The 20,997-nt window shown below is 47.6% G+C and carries 12 protein-coding genes; all 12 read left to right on the top strand.

Annotated elements, in window-relative coordinates; genetic code table 11:
- Positions 1-28 precede the first annotated feature (28 nt).
- The 12 genes from L6466_RS07945 (at position 29) to L6466_RS07890 (ending at position 20,740) form a co-directional block, all read left to right on the top strand.
- Entirely contained in the window at positions 29-955 is a 927-nt protein-coding gene (locus L6466_RS07945; RefSeq protein WP_237796548.1) for a zinc ribbon domain-containing protein, read from the top strand.
- Positions 955-4,113, top strand: a complete 3,159-nt coding sequence (locus L6466_RS07940; protein WP_091818723.1) for a protein kinase domain-containing protein — start codon at positions 955-957, stop codon at positions 4,111-4,113. Before L6466_RS07945 ends, L6466_RS07940 begins: the two co-directional genes overlap by 1 nt.
- Entirely contained in the window at positions 4,110-7,457 is a 3,348-nt protein-coding gene (locus L6466_RS07935; RefSeq protein ID WP_237803260.1) for an AAA family ATPase, read from the top strand. Before L6466_RS07940 ends, L6466_RS07935 begins: the two co-directional genes overlap by 4 nt.
- 32 nt (positions 7,458-7,489) lie before the next feature.
- Complete coding sequence (locus tag L6466_RS07930; protein ID WP_091818721.1) at positions 7,490-8,092, top strand: double zinc ribbon and FHA domain-containing protein; 603 nt, start codon at positions 7,490-7,492, stop codon at positions 8,090-8,092.
- A gap of 52 nt (positions 8,093-8,144) precedes the next feature.
- Positions 8,145-8,849, top strand: a complete 705-nt coding sequence (locus tag L6466_RS07925) for a PP2C family protein-serine/threonine phosphatase (RefSeq protein WP_237803261.1) — start codon at positions 8,145-8,147, stop codon at positions 8,847-8,849.
- Between the two features lie 34 nt (positions 8,850-8,883).
- Positions 8,884-9,801: a homoserine O-acetyltransferase MetA gene (gene metA, locus L6466_RS07920; protein WP_091818719.1), complete on the top strand. Its 918-nt coding sequence runs from the start codon at positions 8,884-8,886 to the stop codon at positions 9,799-9,801.
- The gene (locus L6466_RS07915) at positions 9,798-11,609 is read left to right on the top strand and encodes a peptidase U32 family protein (protein ID WP_237803262.1); all 1,812 of its coding nucleotides are present in this window, start codon (positions 9,798-9,800) and stop codon (positions 11,607-11,609) included. The genes metA and L6466_RS07915 overlap by 4 nt, the downstream gene beginning before the upstream one ends.
- Positions 11,602-12,588 (top strand): beta-carotene 15,15'-monooxygenase, encoded by a 987-nt coding sequence (locus L6466_RS07910; RefSeq protein ID WP_091851872.1) that lies wholly within the window; start codon positions 11,602-11,604, stop codon positions 12,586-12,588. The genes L6466_RS07915 and L6466_RS07910 overlap by 8 nt, the downstream gene beginning before the upstream one ends.
- A gap of 1,245 nt (positions 12,589-13,833) precedes the next feature.
- Complete coding sequence (fic, locus tag L6466_RS07905) at positions 13,834-14,709, top strand: protein adenylyltransferase Fic (protein ID WP_091851865.1); 876 nt, start codon at positions 13,834-13,836, stop codon at positions 14,707-14,709.
- Positions 14,710-15,448: 739 nt separating this feature from the next.
- Positions 15,449-16,441: a restriction endonuclease subunit M gene (locus L6466_RS07900; protein ID WP_237803263.1), complete on the top strand. Its 993-nt coding sequence runs from the start codon at positions 15,449-15,451 to the stop codon at positions 16,439-16,441.
- Between the two features lie 4 nt (positions 16,442-16,445).
- Complete coding sequence (locus tag L6466_RS07895) at positions 16,446-20,363, top strand: Eco57I restriction-modification methylase domain-containing protein (protein ID WP_237803264.1); 3,918 nt, start codon at positions 16,446-16,448, stop codon at positions 20,361-20,363.
- Between the two features lie 98 nt (positions 20,364-20,461).
- Complete coding sequence (locus L6466_RS07890) at positions 20,462-20,740, top strand: hypothetical protein (protein ID WP_237803265.1); 279 nt, start codon at positions 20,462-20,464, stop codon at positions 20,738-20,740.
- Positions 20,741-20,997 lie beyond the last annotated feature (257 nt).

Here is a 20,997-nt window from a genome sequence, read left to right as displayed (position 1 = left end):
CTTTGCAGACAAATTAATAAATATTCTAATGGCTGACGAACAATTTCTTAATTCAGAACAAGAACTACAGCGCGAGCAGTTCAGGTCTCGAGATAACGAAACTCCCCAGATGCAGCAGATGATGCAGGGACAGACGGCGAATGCCAATGGCATTCCTTGTCCTAAGTGTGGCACTGTCAATGATCCCGATGCCACCTACTGTGCGCTGTGTGGTGCTTTCCTTATCACGGGCGTTTGCCCCAACTGTGGTAGTGAGATAGACCCGGATGCCGATTTCTGTGAGGCATGTCATCATTATATCAAGACGGATGTGTGCTCTTTCTGCGGCGCAAGTTTTAACGAGCAGGATGTCTACTGCCCTGAGTGCGGACAGCCTCGTGGCGGTATTGTATGTCCCGCTTGCCATACGCTCAACGATTTCTCTTTCTGTAAGCAATGCGGACGCCCCCTGACCGACCAGGCGCGTGCCATGCTGCAGCAGGTACGACAGATGCCTGAGTACAGGGAACTGGTGGCTATTGCCCAGGAGTACGACGAGCTGCAGATGCAGTTGCCCTACGAGACCGAGCAGGACAAGATGCGCGATGATGAGCTGCAGGGCTTGCGCAAGCGCGTGCTCACGTTGCTGGCCGAGGACAAGGGTCAGCATATCGACGTGAAGCCTGTGCCTAAGCGCCAGCGCGTGACCAAGGAGGAACTGGCTGACATGAAGAGCCGTAAGCTCGACCAGTTGGCTGAGTTGCTCAACCGAATGGCCATCCCCGAGGATCCCTCGCCGGCCACGGTCAGAAACTATGCGATGGCCCAGAAACCGTCGGGCGTGCGACTGGCCTGGAAATGTAACTATAAGAGTGCCCTTCACTCCAGTCCCTGTGGCTGTGCCAAACCTCAGATGGGTGGCAAATGGGTGATACTGGGACATAATTCAAAGCAGGATATTAAGGACGATAAATAATGGCAGACGATTTCGATAAAACCGACGTGTTCGACGACGACCCCGTTGTGGACGACAAGACCATGGTGATGAATCGTGACCTTGACCCTGTTGACGACGATAAGACGATGGTTTTTGCCGATAAGAACAAGGCAAATGCCAACGATGATGACGCCGTCAACGATGACGTTATCAGCGACGACAAGACGATGGTCTACAACGACGACAAGACAATGGTCTATGGTGGCGACGACAAGACCATGATTTATGGTAACAAGTCGCCCGAGGGTGATGACGCTACCATCGTGGGGATGAAAGAGAAAAACTCGGGAGAGACCACCATGCGTCCTGAAGGACCAGCATCGCGCAACGGCGCTAACGAGTCGTCGGCTCAGTATTTCAGTCTGAAGGGACTGGACTATGAAATGGTGACCTGTCTGAGCGATAACTCCGGTGAGGCTCAGGTCTATCTGGTTCAGAGAGAGGGTAAGGAGTATGTGCTGAAGCTCTATTACCCCAATTTCGATATCAATAAGAAACTGCTCCAGCTGGTTCGCTCGTTCCAGTTTGAGATGATTGTTGACCTTCAGGACTACGGTCGTACGTATGTAGACGGTAAGAACCGCTACTATGAGTTGATGGAGTACCTGAAGGGTGGCACCCTGAAGGATGTGAAGATCAATGGCGACTACAACCGTTTCCGCCGACTGACGCTCCAGGCTGCTGCTGCCTTGGCCTACTGTCATAAGAACCACTTGCTGCATAAGGACGTCAAGCCCACCAACTATTTCTTCCGTGACAAGGAGCAACAGGAACTGGTGCTGGGCGACTTTGGTATCTCTTCTATACAGGAGACCGAGGGTAAGTCCTTCCGTACGACGCAGGCCCGTACGCCTATCTATGCGGCGCCTGAGATGTACACCGATGTGATCGACGGCGTGGTGGAGATTACCTTTGCAGCCGACTTCTACTCACTCGGTATGACCCTCTTCACGTTATGGCTGGGCGAGAGTCCGATGAGCTCTAACGAGCGTGCCATGATGAAACAGAAGAACGAGGGTCGTCTGCCTCGACTGAACGAGCTGCCCGATCCCGTCAAGCGACTCATCCAGGGTCTTACCTCCGTGAACGAGAACACCCGTTGGGGATACGACGAGGTGGAGCGCTGGTTCAAGGGCGAAGACGTGGCTGTAGATATCTCGTCGCCTTTCCTGCGCTATCAGAGCTTCGTGGTTGACCCCGAGCGCAACCTGATTGCTGAGAACGTGAAGGAACTGGTGCCCATGCTGATTGCCAATGAGCAGTTGGCTGTCCATTATTTCTATAGCGGACGCATCGTACAGTGGTTGGAGCAGAGTGGTAACATCAAACTGGCCACCCTGATTAAGGATATCCTGAATGTACGTTACCCCAACGACCAGAAAGCTGGTTATATGGCGTCGTGCTTCGCCATGGAGCCCACGCTGAAATATATCGACGTAGATAATAAGGAGTGCGCGGATGTGTCGGACATCGTGATGACGCTGCTCGCCAACCAGGAGAAATACTCCATCCTTCTGCTGAATCCCAACGATGCCCTGTTCCTGTGGCTCGAGGCAAGGGAGTATGGCGACGTGACGCGTCTCCGTTCTTATTTCCAGCCTGATGTCGACGGAAAGACCAGCGTGCTGCGTATGGTCTATGAGTTGGACAAGGGCATACCTTTCATCACCTACCTCCCGTCGTCTACCGTTCAGGATATTGTCCGTGCCTTCGGATATGAGAAGGTCAGGGAGGAAGACTGGCACGCCTTGTGCGACGGACGTCTGCTCTCATGGCTGTATTCACATGCCGACCTGGCTGTGTGCGAGTCTGTAAGACATCTCACGCAGGGACAGGAATATTCCAAGGCCCTGGCCTATAAGGTGCTCTATAAGATTGCGCCTAATGTGGGCTACGACCTGCGTGATGCTGACACGCCCGAGAAGATCGGTATGCTCCTGGCCTACGAACTGGTGAAGGTGCAGCGTGCTACTGACGATGAACTCAGGGAGCAGCTGGTGGAGTTTCTGGATCCCAACGACCGCTTCTATTTCTATGCCAAGCATAAGGGTTGGAAGGGGCTGATTGCAGAGGCCGACAAATGTTTTGACCTGAATTCCGAGGAGAACAGGGAGCGCCTCTGTGCCTACGACCTCCATACGGCCTTGTATCGCTTCTGTAAGATACTGGGCGGCAAACCCGTCTATTTCATTTCAGGTGGCGTCACGCTGAATGATGGCCGTAGCCTGGATTCCAAGAAACAGCCTCAGATCAAGGTGGAACTGCGCAACGGTTCCCTGATGCAATGGCTCTCGGTATTCTATCATGAAGACCCGTCCCAGGCGTTCGAGGAGGAATACAGTTATGAGCGTGAACTGGAGAGCTGGGTGCTCAAACTGGGCGACCTGGATCCCCAGAGCATCTACTACCGCCGTTATACGAAGGCCTTGGAAGAGACGAAGGCCCGTGTCAACGAGGTACGCCGTGAATGGCAGTCGGCCCACTATCGTGATGTGTCCATCCGTTTTGGCTTCTATGGTCTCGCTGCTCTGTGGTGCCTGCTGGTATTCGTCCTGGGACTGGACGACCGTACCTATCTCTTCAGGCATCATCTCACTACGATTATCTATCCGCTGGGCGGCATGACGGGCGTCATCGTGGCCGTGCGAGCCTATTTCCGTGGCTATGGTGCCTTGGTATCGCTGCTGTTTGGCGGCTTCGGACTTGCCACGTCGTTCGCACCTTACTACGCCTTGAAGTTTGTCAACGAGCACACACCGTCGTTATTCCATCTGGCTGTGTTCCTAATATCCATCATCTATGTGATTGTAGCCCGCCTCACCGACTTCAGCCGTGATGAGAAGGCCGATTCCAAGTTTATCAATGAGGCCCTCAAGAAGGAGGATATCAAGTCCACGCTTCTTGAACCGCTTTACTATACCTTCAAGACCAAGTCACAACGATACAAGGCTTCTCATTTCAGCGTGCTCGATGAGGTTGACGACCAGATCCACTCTATATCGGGTGAGTCGGTGATCCATTATCTGCTGTGGATGCTGCTTGTTATCGTGATGATCCTTGAGTTGTGTCTGTTCAGTCCTAAGGTGATTGGCTGGCACCAGAATAAAAACGTCAATCAACAGGAGAGCGTACGATGAAATGCGAACATTGTCATAAGGAAAACAGAAGTATTGCCAAGTTCTGCAAATGGTGCGGCCAACCCATGATGTCGCAGCATGTGCTCGATAAACTTGTGGGCTTGGACGATGTGAAGTCGCAGCTGAAGAATATCGTTGACGCCTATGCTTATCTGCGTACACGCAAGGACATCACCACCGTGCGCCTGTCGGTCAACTCTATCATCGTTGGTGAGACGGGTACGGGTAAGACGGCCTTGGCAGAGATTATCCGTGATTATTTCTGTCAGAATCAGATTATCAGCAAACCCAAACTGACCATGGTGGATGCTGTTGACTATCAGCGTTTTGTGGACCAGTGGGACGATAATATCAAGAAGGCCCAGGACGGTATCCTGTTCTTTGATAACGTGCAGAAGCTGTTGCCCGATAAGTATTCAAACCAGGTGAACCCGCTCGACAAGCTGTTTGTGGAGATGGACAAGTGGGAAGGTAATCCCATTGTGATTCTGGCTGGTCTGCCCAAGGGTTTTGAGGAGTTCCTGGAGAACAACCCCGCCGTCAAGAACCGCTTCAAATACATGTTCAACCTGCCCGTTCCCAATTGTCAGGAACTGTGCGACATGGTGAAGATGCAGCTGAAGACGAAGTACGGCATCACCGCTTTCTCAGAGGAGGCCGATAAGCAGTTGACCCGCTACTTCAAGTATCAGATAAAGATCAAGGACGAGACCTTCGGTAATGCCCATCTGGCTATGAAGACGGCCGAGGATATCTTCTCGTCGTTTATCAGTCGTGGCAGCAAGGAGTCTGTTGTCGAGAAAGACGATATCAAGGGTTATGTGCCCGAGGAGCGCACGCTCGACGATATCCTCAAGGATATGGATTCCTTCATTGGCATGACCGAGGTGAAGCAGGCCGTTCGCGAGATGGCCTATACCGTCCAGAATAATATGCAGCGTGTGGAGCGCGGACTGGGCGAGGCTCAGAAAATCTCCATGCATACCGTGCTCACGGGTAATCCCGGTACGGGTAAGACCACCATCGCCCGTAAGTTGGGCGAGATCCTCGCCGCCATCGGCTATCTGGACTCAGGTCATGTGGTCGAGGTGGACCGCTCTAAGATGGTATCCCAGTATCAGGGCGAGACGCCTAAGGTGGTCAACGAACTGTGTGACAAGGCCATGGGTGGTATCCTCTTTGTCGACGAGGCCTACACGCTGGCACCTGTCAGCGCCTCTGGCGAGCGTGATGCCCAGGGTGCGCAGGCCTTGGAGACGCTGATGAAGCGTATGGAGGACGATCGCGACAAGTTCGTGGTGATTGCTGCCGGATACCGCATGGAGATGGACAACCTGTTCCGCGTCAATCCCGGTGTGCGCAGCCGCTTCAATTATTTCCTGAACCTGGAAGACTATACGCCCGACGAACTCTATCAGATTATGCAGATGTTTGCCAAGGGCAAGCAGTATGTCTTCTCGCCTGAGGCTGAGAAACTGGCGCGTAAGAAGATTAAAGAGATGTACGACACGCGCGAGAAGGACTTCGCCAACGGTCGTACTATGCGCCAGCTCTTTGACGAGATATGCAAGCGTCAGGCCGGCCGATTGCAGAAGGGCGATATCACGGCTATGTCTGACGAGCAGCTGGTGACCATCGAGGCGCAGGATATACCTTACGAGGAGCCCAAGGCTGTCGACTGCTCTGAGTGCCTGAAGAAGTTCGACGGCATGGTGGGTCTGGAGTCTGTGAAGAAAGAGGTTACCAGTCTGGCTGCCTTCCTCACCTTGCAGATCAAGCGTGGCGAGACCAATACGTTCCAGGGCAAGCACTATGTGTTCACGGGTAATCCCGGTACGGGTAAGACCACCGTGGCGCGTATCATGGCCGATGTCTTCAAGACGCTGGGTGTCTTGTCGCGCGGCCAGCTCGTAGAGGCCGACCGCTCTAAGCTGGTGGCTGGCTTCTCTGGTCAGACGGCTATCAAGACCAACCAGCTCATCGACTCTGCCATCGGTGGCGTACTGTTTATCGACGAAGCCTATACGCTCAAGTCCAACGATCAGGATGCCTTTGGCAACGAGGCCATCGACACCCTGCTGAAACGCCTGGAGGACGACCGCGGTAAGTTTATCTGTATCGTGGCGGGCTATACCGACCAGATGCACGACTTCATCGATGCGAACCCGGGCTTGAAGAGCCGATTCACCCAGACCATCCATTTCGAGGACTACAATCCAGACGAACTCACGCAGATATTTGTCAACATGGCTACGGGCAAGAATTTCGTGCTCGACGAGGAGATGCGTGCTGCCGTTCATCGTCAGTTCGAACAGCTCTACCTGCGTCGCGACAAGAATTTCGGCAATGCGCGTGAGGCCCGCCGTATCTTCGACCAGACCGTGGAGCGCCAGAGCGAGCGACTGGTCCGTCAGATGAGTCAGCCCGATGTGCAGGTATGCGACGATGTGGCCGACGGATTCCAGTTCGAGGATATGTACAAGTTGACCGTGGAAGATCTGCCCATGGCTCAGAGCACATCATCACGTCCGCTCGACGAGGTGCTGGCCGAGCTCGACGACTTCATCGGCATGCGCTCCGTCAAGAATGCTATCCGCCGCCTGGCCGTGCAGAGCATGTTTATCAAGCAGCGTGCCGCCATGGGTGCTGGTAGTGTGCAGCAGATGACGATGAACTTCATCCTGACGGGTAATCCCGGTACGGGTAAGACGTCTATCGCACGCAAGATGGGTGAGGTGCTCCAGGCCATGGAGGTGCTGCCCACATCCAATGTCATCGAAGCCAGCCGTGCTACGCTGGTAGGAAAATATATGGGAGAGACGCCCAAGATTGTCAACGCCATGTGCGACAAGGCGATGGGTGGTATCCTCTTTATCGACGAGGCCTATACGCTGTCTGACCAGAACGACCAGTACGGCAAGGAGGCTATCGACACCCTGATGAAACGTATGGAGGACGACCGTGGTAAGTTCGTGGTCATCGTGGCTGGCTATCAGAACAAGATGGAGCAGTTCCTGATGATGAATGCCGGACTGGCCAGTCGTTTCACCTATAAACTGCATATCGAGGACTACACACAAGACGAGTTGCTGGCTATCTTCAAGAAGATGGCCGAGAAACAGCAGTACACGCTGTCGCCTGCAGCCGAGTTCAAGGCGCTGGATGTCATCAGCCAGATGCTCGAGGTCAAGGACGAGACCTTCGGCAACGCCCGCGAGATTCGCAACCTGCTCGACGAGACCATTCAGCAGCTCTCTATCCGTGTGTCCAACATGCCGCCTGAGACCGTTACCAAGGAGACCTATCAGATTATCCAGCCTGAGGACTTCAAGGACCGTCAGTAAGCGGAATAGTAAGTACCGAAAATTCTTAGAACATGATTATTTGTCCTAGTTGTAAAGAAGAGATAGAAGACGATTCCTGTTACTGTGACCAGTGCGGAAAAGCCTTAGCATATTGTGAGCGTTGCGGCCGTGTGGGTATCGGCCGGCGCTGCACCTCCTGTGGTGGCATGATGCTGCTGGCCGACGAGTTCAAGCAGCGTCAGGAGACCTCTAATGTATCGATGTCTGTGTCTATGCGCCAGATGTCTATGCGTGGCATCTCCCAGCGCTCGGTATCGGTCAGCCAGCGTGGCGGCATCCCCGGCACACCTACCATGGGTGGTGGCGGACTGCCTCAGCTGCAGCTGTTCAACGACTCGCTGGGCATCCGCATCGTGGGTATCAACGGGGCTGTCATAGGCCGCAAGCAGGGTCCGTATATGCATTTCTTCAAGACGCAGGCCTACGTATCGGGTGCGCATGCGCAGTTGCTGTTCCGTCCTGAGTCCGGCTGGTGTATAGCCGACCGTGGTTCGTCGAATGGCACCAAGCTCAACGACCACCGTCTGCAGCCCGACGTAGAGATGTCTATCAAGAATGGAGATATCGTCACCATAGCCAATGTGGTGTTGAAAGTAGTAATTAGTGTAAATTAAATAAGTAGAAATGGCACATTTTCATATATCAGCATCAAGCAGAGTAGGATGTGTGAGGACAAACAATGAGGACATGATCCTCATCGGTTCAGAACTGTTGCGTAATGATGTCTATAAAACCAGTTTCACGACTAAAGCAGATAACCGTCTGCTCCTGGCTATTGCCGACGGCATGGGCGGACATAACTGTGGCGAGGTGGCCAGCGAGGACTCCCTGACCAATCTGCGCTTCTTCTTTGACGACCTGCCTTTGAACATGACCGAGGGCGACCTGCGTCAGGCTATGGACAACTGGCTGAAGAGCATGTGTCTGGCTGTAGAGGCCAAGGGTAAGGAAGACCCCATCTACCGTGGCATGGGCACCACGCTCGTAGCTTTTCTGTATTACGGCGGACAGTATTACTGGGTCAACTGTGGCGACAGCCGTCTGTACCGCTTGCATCAGGGCGAACTCACACAGCTCACCACCGACCACTCGCTCAGTAATGTGCTGGGCCTGAAGACCCACTCCAGTCAGATTGTCAACTGCATCGGCGGTGGCAGCACGGAGAGTTATATCGATATGGCGAATATCACCGGTGAGGTGGAGTCGGGCGACACGTTCATGCTGTGCAGCGACGGACTGACCGACATGGTGGCCGACGAGGACGTGCAGGCGCTGCTGGAGAAGAAGGCCGATGCCGACATGCTGTGTGAGGCTGCCGACAAGGCCGGTGGATATGATAATGTATCAGTGATTACGATTAGAGTAGATTAGTAAGATTAAATATTTGAACAGATAAGAGTTTTATATGCCGTTAAGATTACCTGACAGGTTACCTGCCATAGATATTCTGAAGCGTGAGAATATCTTCGTGATGGATAACTCAAGGGCACACTCACAGGACATCCGACCTCTGCGGATTGTGATCCTGAACCTGATGCCCCTGAAAATTACAACAGAGACCGACCTTATCCGACTGCTATCGAACACCCCGTTGCAGTTGGATATCAATTTTATGAAGCTTAAGAGTCATACGCCGAAGAATACGCCCATAGAACACATGATGATGTTCTATCGCGACTTTGAGTCGATGCGCCATGAGAAGTTCGACGGTATGATTATCACAGGTGCGCCTGTGGAGACCATGGATTACGAGCAGGTGACCTATTGGGACGAGATAGTGGATATCTTCAACTGGGCCCGCACCCACGTCACCAGTACGCTCTATATCTGCTGGGCTGCGCAGGCTGGCCTCTATCATTATTATGGGGTACCTAAGTATCCGCTGGAGAAGAAGATGTTTGGTATCTTCGAGCAGCATCCTCTCCAACCTCAGATGCCTATCTTCCGTGGGTTCGATGATACGTTTATGATGCCTCACAGTAGGCATACGGAGATTCACAAGGAGGATATCCTGGCACATCCGGAACTGGAACTGATTGCTGAGAGTGAGGAAAGTGGTGTGAGTATCGTGATGGCGCGTGGCGGACGAGAGTTCTTTATCACGGGCCACCTGGAGTATTCGCCCAATACGCTGGATAATGAGTATAAGCGCGACTTTGGTGTGCGTTCTGATGTGGAGTTGCCTCGCAACTATTATCGCAACGACGACCCGTCGCAGCCTCCTTTGGTTACCTGGCGCGCGCACGCAAACCTTTTCTATAGTAACTGGATCAACTACTACGTCTATCAGGAGACGCCGTTTGATATCAACAAGATTGAATGAGACAACTGGAACTGCTGGCTCCTGCCAAGAATCTGGAGTGTGGCATTGCTGCCATCGACCATGGGGCTGATGCCGTGTATATCGGGGCTGCGCGCTTTGGTGCGCGTGCTGCCGTGGGCAATAGTGTGGACGATATCCGCACGCTCTGCCAGTATGCCCATCAGTATGGCGCCCGTGTCTATGTCACGGTAAATACCATTGTCTATGATGATGAACTGGGCGATACGCGGGCGTTGCTGCAGCAGTTGGCCGAGGCACAGGTCGATGCTATCCTGGTGCAGGATATGGGTGTGCGTCAGATGGCGCAGGAACTGGGTCTCACCGTTCATGCCTCTACGCAGACTGATAACCGCACGGCCGGGAAGGTCAGTTGGCTCCGCTCCCTGGGCTTTGCCCGTGTGGTACTGGCGCGCGAGTTGTCGGCTCAGGAGATAGCCGACATCCATCGTCAGGAGCCCGGTACCGAACTCGAGGTCTTTGTCCATGGTGCGCTCTGCGTCAGCTATAGCGGACTCTGCTATGCGTCGCAGTATTGCTTTGGTCGCAGCGCCAACCGTGGTGCCTGTGCCCAGTTCTGCCGCATGAAGTTCGACCTGCTCGATGCTGATGGCGAGGTGCTCGATGCGCAGCGCTATTTCCTCTCGTTGAAGGATATGAACCAGAGCGAACATCTGGGCGAACTCATCGAGGCGGGTGCTGTGTCGTTTAAGATTGAGGGCCGACTCAAGGATGTGACATATGTGAAGAATGTGACGGCGGCCTATAGCCAGTTGCTCAACGCCTATATCAAGCAGCATCCCGGCCAGTACGAGCGTGCCTCGAAGGGCAGTTGCACCTATACGTTCAGGCCTGATTTGCGCAAGACCTTCAATCGTGGCTATACCACGTATTTCCTGCATGGCCGACAGCCTGATATTGCCTCTTTCGACACGCCCAAGGCTATGGGCGAGTTTGTGGGCACGGTCAAGGAGTTGCGTGGCAATTCGTTTAATGTGGCAGGTGTGGCGTCGTTCAGCAATGGGGATGGTCTCTGCTTCGTCAACGACCGCCGCGAGCTCGAGGGCTTCCGTGTGAATAGGGTAGAGGGCAACCGTCTTTTCCCCTTGAAGATGCCGGCCAACCTGCGTCCCGGACTCCGTCTTTATCGTAATAACGACCAGGAGATGGAACGCCTGTTGGGTAAGAAAAGTGCCGAACGAAAGATGACGGTCACCATGGCTTTGCGTGCCACGGCCGATGGTTTCTCCCTGCAGATGGGCGATGCTGTAGCCTCTATCGTGGCCGAACATCAGGAGGCTCAGAAGGACCCGCGCGAGAATATCATCCGTCAGCTCACCAAACTTGGCGGCACGCCGTTTGAGTGCTCAGAGGTGGATATCCCTGCCAACTTTAACTACTTCATCCCTAGCAGCTTATTGGCAGAACTCAGAAGGAAAACTGTAGAGGCGGCGCTGACTCTTTCCGTCAGCCCTCAGCCCTCTCACATCATCCATCAGACATCAGCCTTCAACCCTCAAGCCTCTTACCATCTGCCGTACCTCTACAACGCCTCCAATGCTCTGGCGCGTGCGTTCTACGAGCAGCAGGGTATCCAGGTGGCCGATGCCTTTGAGGTGCGCCAGCCCGCCGAGCGTCTCATCATGCAGTGCCGTCATTGTCTGCGCTTTGCCCTGGGACGCTGTGTGAAACATGGTGGCCGGAAACCCGAGTGGAAGGAACCGCTGTCGCTGCGCTTAGGCGACGGGCGTCAGTTCCGCCTGGAGTTCGATTGCCGTCATTGTCAGATGAATATTTACGCCGATGAATAGACTGTCGCTTTTCGTAATAGGAGTGCTCAGCCTGCTCTTCACAGGTTGCTATCATCAGACGCCCGAGACCTCGGACGCCTGGATAGTCACCGAGGAGCAGATGGACTCTATCTCTTTCTACACCACCCATCATTACACGCACAACTATAACTTCCTGGTTACTGCCGACACCCTATGGCTTATTGTGCAACAACCTACTGAGGTGCTCAGCGACATGCTTGTTGATAGTGTTGCCGTGGTGCGCGACGACCGTCTGGTGGTAGCTGATATCATGACCCTCTCGTCAGATACTATCGACTCCGTATGGGTGCAGGTGGCGCGTGATCAGATGACCATGGGCTGGATCCACGAGCAGCAGATGTTGCCCGGTGTGGCCCCTGACAACCCCATCTCGCAGTTTATCACCTTCTTCTCCGATACCCACCTGCTCATCATGCTGGCCTTCCTTGTGGTGGTGCTTGCCGCCTATACCCTCCGCATGGCCTATCGTCATAATGCCCGCATTGTGCATTTCAACGATATCCCCTCCGTCTATCCCATGCTGCTGGCCATTCTTGTGTCGGCCTCAGCCGTGTTCTATAGCACCATCCAGTTGGCCGACCCCGACTCCTGGCGCCATTACTACTATCATCCCACGCTCAATCCCTTTGCCGTGCCCCTACATCTCAGCCTGTTCCTGATATCCGTATGGGCCATGCTGCTTATCGCCATTGCCGCGCTCGATGATATCCGCCGCCAACTGTCGTTCACCGAGGCCATCCTCTATTGCCTGGGCCTGATGGGCGTCCTGGCCATCGACTATGTCGTCTTCAGCATCTCCACCCTTTACTACATCGGTTACCCCCTGCTGATCGCCTACGTCGCCTTCGCCATCTACCAGTATGTGCATCATGGCCGTGCCGTCTATATCTGCGGCCAGTGCGGCGCCACCCTTCACCAGAAAGGCAAGTGTCCCCATTGCGGTACCGTGAATGTTTAGAGCGGATATAATCCACAGGTAAGCAACGGAACAAATCTTTATTGTCCCGTTGCTTACCAGCAATTTTTATTTGCCAATGACAAACGAGAGCGTAAACACAACAATAATCGAGAAACATACGTGGCTGGAGCCAGGAGCTTGGCGCAAACCATGCATCGTACATGTAACGATGGTGGCAAATGCGCGGCAGGCGTTGTTTGGCAAACTGGCGCACAATGGTTCGGAGGCTGTCATAGAAAAGACCCCGATAGGTACCCCTGCCGCTTACGCTAATGATGGTGTTTTGTATAGTATTTTCAATTCTTATATTTCCCCCTTATAATACCCCTAAAAATTTGAGTTAACTAAAATCATCATTTGAATTAACTCGATTGATGATTTGAGTTAACTCAAACGATTAAATTAGTTAACGGGCCTTTTTTAGGCCCGTTTTTTTGTTCACTTTTTTGTCTTTGGAATCAATACCAGCCTCTCACTTCACTTCATCGTATCTCTGTCCGAGAAACGACGTGTTGCTCATCGAGAAACGACGTTTCTCTTTCTAACCCTCAAATATCGAGTCATAATTTCAATGTTTAATATTTAATGTTTCATGTTTAATGTTTCATGTTTAATGTTTCATGTATTCATACCCCCAAAAACGCCACTCGAGTGAAATCATCGATTGAGTTAGCTCAAGTCATGAAATCACTCGAGTCAATCGATGATTTCAGCTATATAGGGTTGGTTTTTCTGCTTTTTCCTAGGCAAAATGGAGATGGTTACGCATTTTTCTCGTCAATCATTTTTGCCGCAAACGCATGTTTCCTCATCGAAAAATGCGGTTTTTGCATGGTTTTTGTGCCTTTTAGGGCGGAAAACTGAGACAATTTGTGCCTTTTAGAGGATTGGAATCTCGGGAGAGAGGAGAATTGGGAAACGTAAGTTGTTGATATTCTGCTCTTTAGATGGATTGATTGCTGCATGGCGTTTCAATTTCAATTATTTCAGTTTGTTTCTGAGGGGTGCACTTTTCTTCTATATTATGTATAACTATTTAAATATTAATTAGTTATATGTTATTTAAGGAAAATATACACCCCCATTTTTTAATTGAAATAACTGAAATTGAAATAGAAGGGCCATTTATATTGATATTCCTTTCCTCGTCATTTTTCCTTACTAAGCCATTTATTTTCGATGTATTCCTTTGTCTTTACAAATTATATTTGTATTTTTGCATCACATAAACACTAAAGACCAAGAATGAGTAAGAAGTCTATACGCTTTTTCAACGATAGAGAAGTGCGAGCCGTTTGGGACGAAGAAAACTCTAAGTGGTGGTTCTCGGCTACTGACATTGTGCGTGCTATCAATGATGAGGAGGACTATAAGAAATGTCGTAACTATTGGAAGTACCTGAAAGGCAAGTTCTCAAAGGAGGGCATTCAACTGGTTAGTGTCACTAACCACCTCAAATTTGAGGCACCAGATGGCAAACAACGTGCCGCTGATGCGCTGGATGCAGACTGCGTAAAGACATTAGCAAAGCACTATCCTAATAATCGTGCAAGTGCTTTCCTCGACTGGTTTTTATATAGCGACAACACCATTGACGGACAGAGCAAGAAAAAAGCATATACCCTTGTTGAGAGTGGCCTATTGGAAACGTTGAAACCTGGTACTGTCAAAGCACTACAGCAGATTCATGCTTATCTCTTTGGTGGCCTCTATGATTTTGCTGGCAAAATCCGCACCAAGACCATTTCTAAAGGTAATACCATTTTCTGTTTGGCTGAGTATCTGCATGATAATTTGAAAACTATAGAGCAGATGCCAGAGACTACTTTCGATGAGATTGTAGATAAGTATGTGGAGATGAATGTGGCCCATCCTTTTATGGAAGGTAATGGTCGCTCTACACGCATTTGGCTTGACTTGATTTTCAAGAAGCAGCTGAAGATGTGTGTGGACTGGAGCAAGATAGATAAGAAAGACTATCTCGATGCTATGATCGCAAGCCAAATGGACAGTACAAGAATCCGAGAACTGCTGAAACAGGCTATGACGGACCGTATTGACGATCGCGAAATCTTCATGAAGAGCATCGATTATTCTTACTACTACGAACAGGAGGATTAGAGATGGCAGGCCAATCCCCTATCATCCTCACTCATTTTTGCCGCAAACGCATGTTTCCTCATCGAAAAGTGTAGTTTTTGCCTGGTTTTTGTGCCTTTTAGGGCGGAAAACTGAGATGATTTGTGCCTTTTAGAGGTTAGGCATATCGGGAGCCTTGTTTGTTGTTATGTCGTATCTTGTTGATTATAAGCTTTTTAGATGAATTCTAATTGCTTTTTGTTTGTCTTCAATGACAAATGACAGTTATGACAGTTTGTTTTCGAGAGAGTACTTTTCTTTAATTTTATATATAACTAATTATATATCAATAAGTTATATAATATTTAAAAGGAGGATGTATTTCTATTTTTTAATTGTCATTATTGTCATTTGTCATTGGCTCAGTCATTTTTTCTCTAAAATGGAAACCAGATTGCATTTTTTTTACTATCTTTGCAAGCAAGTATCGGCGCGAAGCCTCAGAGGAGGTGCCGGTATGATTTTTGAGGGTAAAATAATAACAGCATTAGCAGTTATTCGGTGAACATAGAAACCTGAGAAATTTCTAAAAAAAGTAGATGACTGATAATTGTGAATGTCTGCGCTTATAGCGTGGACGTCACTTATCTTTCTACTGGGCAATCTCAGGGCCTCTATGTTCGATAAGGAGCGGACACGCTTCTTTCGTACATGGAGGTCTTGAGATATTAGACCCAAAGAATCCGATAAGTGCTTTTGCCTTAAGCTATAAGCGCAAAGAATGCCAAAAAAAGAAAGTAATCTTCCCTGTGTTGATATTAGGGAGGATGACCTGTCTGATATGTCGCCGGAAGTGTTGGCAACGCTACTGCGTGATCATACCACAGGACGTAATATCTTCTGGGCTACTCATGACTATGAGGCGCTTGGGAGTGAATATGATTATCATGCCCAGATATTGCCTGAACTAATTACGGGTGAGCATGGGATGGTAATCCGACCTCGTGTACTTAAATCTAAAGAAAATCAGACTGATAGAGCCAAGGGAATGGCTGAGGTTTTTACACCTTCATGGGTTTGTAATGCCCAGAATAATTTGGTGGATGAAGCTTGGTTTGGCAGAAAGGATGTCTTCAATGTAGAAAACGGCGAGAATCATACTTGGAAATCAACGACAAAAAAGATTGAATTCCCTGAGGGTAAAACATGGAAAGATTATGTAAGGGCAACACGCATGGAGATGACTTGCGGCGAGGCTCCTTACTTAGCCAGCCGTTATGATACTACTACAGGAGAATTAATCCCCTTGAAACAACGGATCGGTTTGCTTGACAGGAAACTGCGAGTTGTATCAGAGAATACTGAAACAAGTGGCGATTGGCTCGATTGGGCACAAATAGCCTATATGAATACCTATGGCTATGAATGGCAGGGCGACAATCTTTTGCTGGCTCGTGAGGCTTTATTGTGGAGTTTCATAGAATACTATAATGAAAAGTTTGGTAAAAAACCACTTCTTAAGTCTATTAAATACATTGCCTATATCATCTCATGGAACCTATGGCAGATGGACGGACTGAAAGGCGTTGTGCCTGATAGTTGCAAGAATGGGGTAACTGAGAAAATCCAGACTTTATTTGGCGAAGAAGAACATACGGTAAATTGTACAGGTTGTCAGCAGGACGACCTGCGTAGACATAATGGTACGTATTGTTTGATTCGTGACTGGCCGAACAAGAAGAAAATCCGATTTATTGACCTTATAAAAGCCTAAAATAATGGAAAGAGGAGAGGAAATATTAGACAGAATTATTGTTGGTAGAGTTGAACCTCATATCTACGCATTTACGACAAATACAGTTCCCAATTATTTGAAGGTTGGTGACACATATCGTCCAGTTAATATAAGATTGGATGAGTGGAAAGAGGTTTTTCCCAATCTTGTACACGAATCAGCTTGGGAATGGTTGGCAAAGACAGAAAATGGAAAGTATTTCCGTGACTTTGCCATACATTATTATTTAGAATTTATACGTGGATTCCATCGTCTTCAGAAGACAGATATAGATAATCTTCCTTATTATTCGCGTGAATTCTTTGAAAATGCAAGGCCTGAGGATGTTGATAAGGCTATTCTTGATATTGAAACATATGCAAAGAGAATAGACGAAACTCGTAACTATCAGTTTTATTCAGAGGATCGATTGCCAGAAGAAACTCATTATGCTCGAACCGAGTCTTATGAACCTAGACCAAACCAAAAGGAAACTATAAGTAATTTTATAGAAGCACGTAAAGCAGGTCACAAACATTTACTGATGTATGCGGTAATGCGTTTTGGTAAATCATTTACTTCGATGTGTTGTGCAAAAGAAATGGATGCCAAAATCGTCCTTGTCGTTTCTGCAAAAGCTGATGTACGTAATGAATGGAAGAAAACTGTAGAAAGTCATATTTACTTTGAAAAATATGATTTCCTTGAAAGTGAAGCATTACATGGTTCGCCCCACGCTATAAAAGATATATTAAGTTCTAACAGATGTGTGGTTATCTTCCTGACATTACAGGATTTGATGGGAGATAACATCAAAGAGAAGCATCAGGAACTTTTCAAAAATAATATAGATTTACTTATAGTTGATGAAACTCATTTTGGTGCTCGTGCTGAGGAATATGGTAAGATTCTGAGAACTGCAAAACAACTAACAGACGCACAGGTAAAAAAAGAATTAGAGAAATCCGAAGATAATACTTTTGATGAATTGGAGCAGGGGCTTTCAAGAATTAAAGAACTCAACGTTGATACCTCACTACATCTTTCTGGCACCCCATACCGTATTCTAATGGGGAGTGAGTTCAAACCGGAAGACATCATAGCCTTTTATCAGTTTTCTGATATTATTGATGATAAAGAACAATATGACCATGACCACATAAATGAAGATGATTATAAGGAATGGTCTAATCCTTATTATGGATTCCCTCAAATGGTTCGTTTTGCTTTCAATCCAAACGAATCGTCTAGACAATTGATTGAGAATCTAAAGAAAGAAGGCAAATCAGCACAGCTCAACGAACTTTTCCGACCACAATCCATTACAAAAGATACTGTTAGTTCCACACACAAATTCTTCGTTCATGAAAAAGAGGTCAAAGAATTGTTAAGTGTCATTGACGGAAGCGCAGAAGATGAAAATCTATTAGGTTTCCTCAATTATGAAAAACTCAAGGAGGGAAAAATGTGTCGGCACATGGTCTTTGTAATGCCATTCTGTGCGTCATGTGATGCAATGGAGCAGTTGCTGAAAGACCATAAAGATGAATATATCAATCTCAATGAATATGAGATCGTGAACATCTCTGGTTTGGAGAACTCATATACAACAACTGATGCTATTAAAGCAAAGATTTCGTCAATAGAACAAGATGGTAGAAAATCAATCTCGTTGACAGTCAATAGGATGCTGACAGGCAGTACTGTTAGGGAATGGGATACCATGTTGTTTTTGAAAGATGTATCTTCACCTCAGGAATATGACCAAGCCATATTCCGATTGCAAAATCAATATGTAAAGAAATACAAGGACGATAGTGGTGACTCTATCAAATATAACATGAAACCACAGACTTTGCTTGTTGATTTTGATCCAGATAGACTGTTCTTTATGCAAGAGCAGAAGTCGATGATTTACAATGTCAACACCAATGAGCGTGGTAATGATGAATTAGAAGAGCGTTTAGGACGTGAAATAGAGATTTCTCCTATTATTGTTGTCAACAAAGGGAAAATAACAGAGGTTTCTCCTACAGATATAATAGATGCTGTACGTAATTATTCGGCAAACAAGACCGTAATGGAGGAAGCCACTACTGTTCCTACAGATTGCGAAATCCTTAATGACCCTAATCTATGGGAATATATCAAGGATCTGGAGCCGATTGATAACAAAAACGGTCTCAACATTAAACCTTATAGTGGAGAAGGAGATGATTATACGGAACCGGAAGATGAATCTGATGATCAAAACTCATATGCGAATCTTCCTGATGATGGAATAACAAGTTCACAACTTGTTGATGCTGGATCGTCTGAAGACGAAATGCGCGATAAGCGTCTTGCTTCATTCTTTGCGAGAATATTGTTCTTTGCGTTACTGACAAAGGATAAGGTAAAGACGTTGCAACAAATTATTGACGCGATTAAGAGCAACAACGACAACAAACGTATAGCCCAAAACGTAGGTCTTAGTTTTAAGAAACTATGCTATATCCAAAAGCGTATTAATCCATTTATTTTGAGCAACCTCGATTACAAGATTAATAACATAAACGACTTGCTTTCGGACGAGACCTACACTCCTGTAGAAAGAGTGGAGCGGGCGCTTCAAAAATTTGGCCGACTATCTAGTTCTGAAGTTGTAACTCCATCTAATGTTGCTGATGATATGGTCGCATTACTTCCAAAGGAGAAGTTGGACAAGAATAGCAAATTCTTAGATATTGCATCAAAACAAGGAGAATTTGCCTGTGCACTATATAAAAGATTTGGAGATGAGATAAGAGATAATATCTATGCAGTTCCCACCTCCAATCTAACATATGAATTTACACGTAAAGTATTTGAGCTACTAAATATTCCAATAAAGAATATTTTCAGCAAATTTAATTCATACGATTTAATCGGAGAAAATAAAGAAACATATATAAAGATTCTGTTAGAAATGAAATTTGACGCAATAGTTGGTAACCCCCCATATCAGATTAACGTAGGAGAGAAAAAGGAGAATTATGGCATTCAGATTTTCCAGGAATTTGTAAAACTTGCTCAAAGCATGGGTCCTAAATATGTCTCTATGGTTTTCCCTTCAAAATGGTTTAATGGAGGAAGGGGACTTGATGAATTTAGATCAAATATGCTTAATGATGATAGAATAAAATATATAAGAGATTTCTTAGATGCTAAAGAAATATTTCCTACAGCAGATATTGCTGGTGGTATCAATTATATTTTGTGGGCTAAAGACTATCATGGATTATGTCGATATGGGTTCACACATAAGGGCGAAACTACTTTTGAGGATAGAAAACTTAATGAATATCCGATGTTTATTAGGCGTAATTCTGCCCTTAATATTATTAAAAAGATATCGAAACTAGATGAAGATTCCATTAAAGATTTTATTAGTTCTCAGACTCCATTTGGCTTTGTAACTACATATAGAGGGAAAAGCGAGAAATTTAGGAATGCTCTATCATTGTATTCGAGCGGTGGCATAAGCTTTGTACGATATGAGGACGTAAAACGTAATTCTCAATGGATAGATAAATATAAAGTGATTTTCTCAAAAGCAACATGTGAACACGCAGGAACACCTGATAAGTCAGGTCGCTATAGAGTGTTTTCAACGATGAATGTGTTGAAACCCAAAGAGATATGTACGCAAAGCTATTTGGTTGGTGGCGTTTTTGAAACATTGGAAGAGGCGAAGAATTATTTATCTTATCTAAAAACTCGATTTGTAAGATTTTTAATGTTGCAGTTAATTTCTACACAAGATATTTCTGCGGAGAAATTTCGGTTTGTCCCTATTCAAGACTTTAGTAAATCTTGGACGGATGCGGAACTCTATGCCAAGTATGGTCTGACTGATAAAGAAATCGCCTTTATCGAGTCGATGATTAAGCCAATGGAATAAAAAATGACTTCCGTTCGCTTTGACTGAACAAAAATTTGTTATCTTTGCAAGCAGAAACTAATAATAACGTATAACTTAATGCTTAAAACTATACAATTATGACACACAAAATTCCTTTTGATTACGATTTCCTTTCAGGCGAGGATTATGTTGACACTTTTGTTGCGTATGTAAACTTGTCAGATAAACAGATTAAGGAGAGTGGCGACTTTATTGCCGATGGGCACTTCACGGGTGAATTAGTGGACCTGCCAGGTAAGGTCTTCGATAAAATCAGAGATGCCATATTGGATGATGCTTACAAGATGGCACGTAAGATGAAAATTGGAGAACAGAAGGGGACGGGTGAGTGTCTCGCTCCGATGGAAGATGTCTGATGTCTGAAGTCTGATGTCATATTAACCTGTCAACAGATTCTAGTCGTGAGATAGAAAACTGACAACCTAAATCAGCTCCTAGCCAGCTCTTAGGCAGCAATCACTCTGCTCCTAGGCTGCTCCTAGGCTGCTCCGTGGAGCACTCACGAAGCAGGCTAGAGTATGGCTAGAGTATGGCTAGAGTATGGCTAGGGTAAGCCTGGAGTATGGCTAGACTATGGCTGAGGGCTGATGTAAGATGGAAGATGGAAGAGGGC

The sequence above is a fragment of the Prevotella communis genome, assembly GCF_022024175.1.
Classification (GTDB): Bacteria; Bacteroidota; Bacteroidia; order Bacteroidales; family Bacteroidaceae; genus Prevotella; species Prevotella communis.
The sequence above is the reverse complement of the archived record's forward strand: the minus strand, read 5'-3'. Positions and strand labels throughout refer to the sequence as shown.

Excerpts from the sequence above, each read along its gene's own strand:
- L6466_RS07945 (WP_237796548.1), top strand. The coding sequence starts at position 29 with ATGGCTGACGAACAATTTCTTAATTCAGAACAAGAACTACAGCGCGAG.
- L6466_RS07940 (WP_091818723.1), top strand. The coding sequence starts at position 955 with ATGGCAGACGATTTCGATAAAACCGACGTGTTCGACGACGACCCCGTT.
- L6466_RS07935 (WP_237803260.1), top strand. The coding sequence starts at position 4,110 with ATGAAATGCGAACATTGTCATAAGGAAAACAGAAGTATTGCCAAGTTC.
- L6466_RS07930 (WP_091818721.1), top strand. The coding sequence starts at position 7,490 with ATGATTATTTGTCCTAGTTGTAAAGAAGAGATAGAAGACGATTCCTGT.
- metA (WP_091818719.1), top strand. The coding sequence starts at position 8,884 with ATGCCGTTAAGATTACCTGACAGGTTACCTGCCATAGATATTCTGAAG.
- L6466_RS07915 (WP_237803262.1), top strand. The coding sequence starts at position 9,798 with ATGAGACAACTGGAACTGCTGGCTCCTGCCAAGAATCTGGAGTGTGGC.
- L6466_RS07910 (WP_091851872.1), top strand. The coding sequence starts at position 11,602 with ATGAATAGACTGTCGCTTTTCGTAATAGGAGTGCTCAGCCTGCTCTTC.
- fic (WP_091851865.1), top strand. The coding sequence starts at position 13,834 with ATGAGTAAGAAGTCTATACGCTTTTTCAACGATAGAGAAGTGCGAGCC.
- L6466_RS07900 (WP_237803263.1), top strand. The coding sequence starts at position 15,449 with ATGCCAAAAAAAGAAAGTAATCTTCCCTGTGTTGATATTAGGGAGGAT.
- L6466_RS07895 (WP_237803264.1), top strand. The coding sequence starts at position 16,446 with ATGGAAAGAGGAGAGGAAATATTAGACAGAATTATTGTTGGTAGAGTT.
- L6466_RS07890 (WP_237803265.1), top strand. The coding sequence starts at position 20,462 with ATGACACACAAAATTCCTTTTGATTACGATTTCCTTTCAGGCGAGGAT.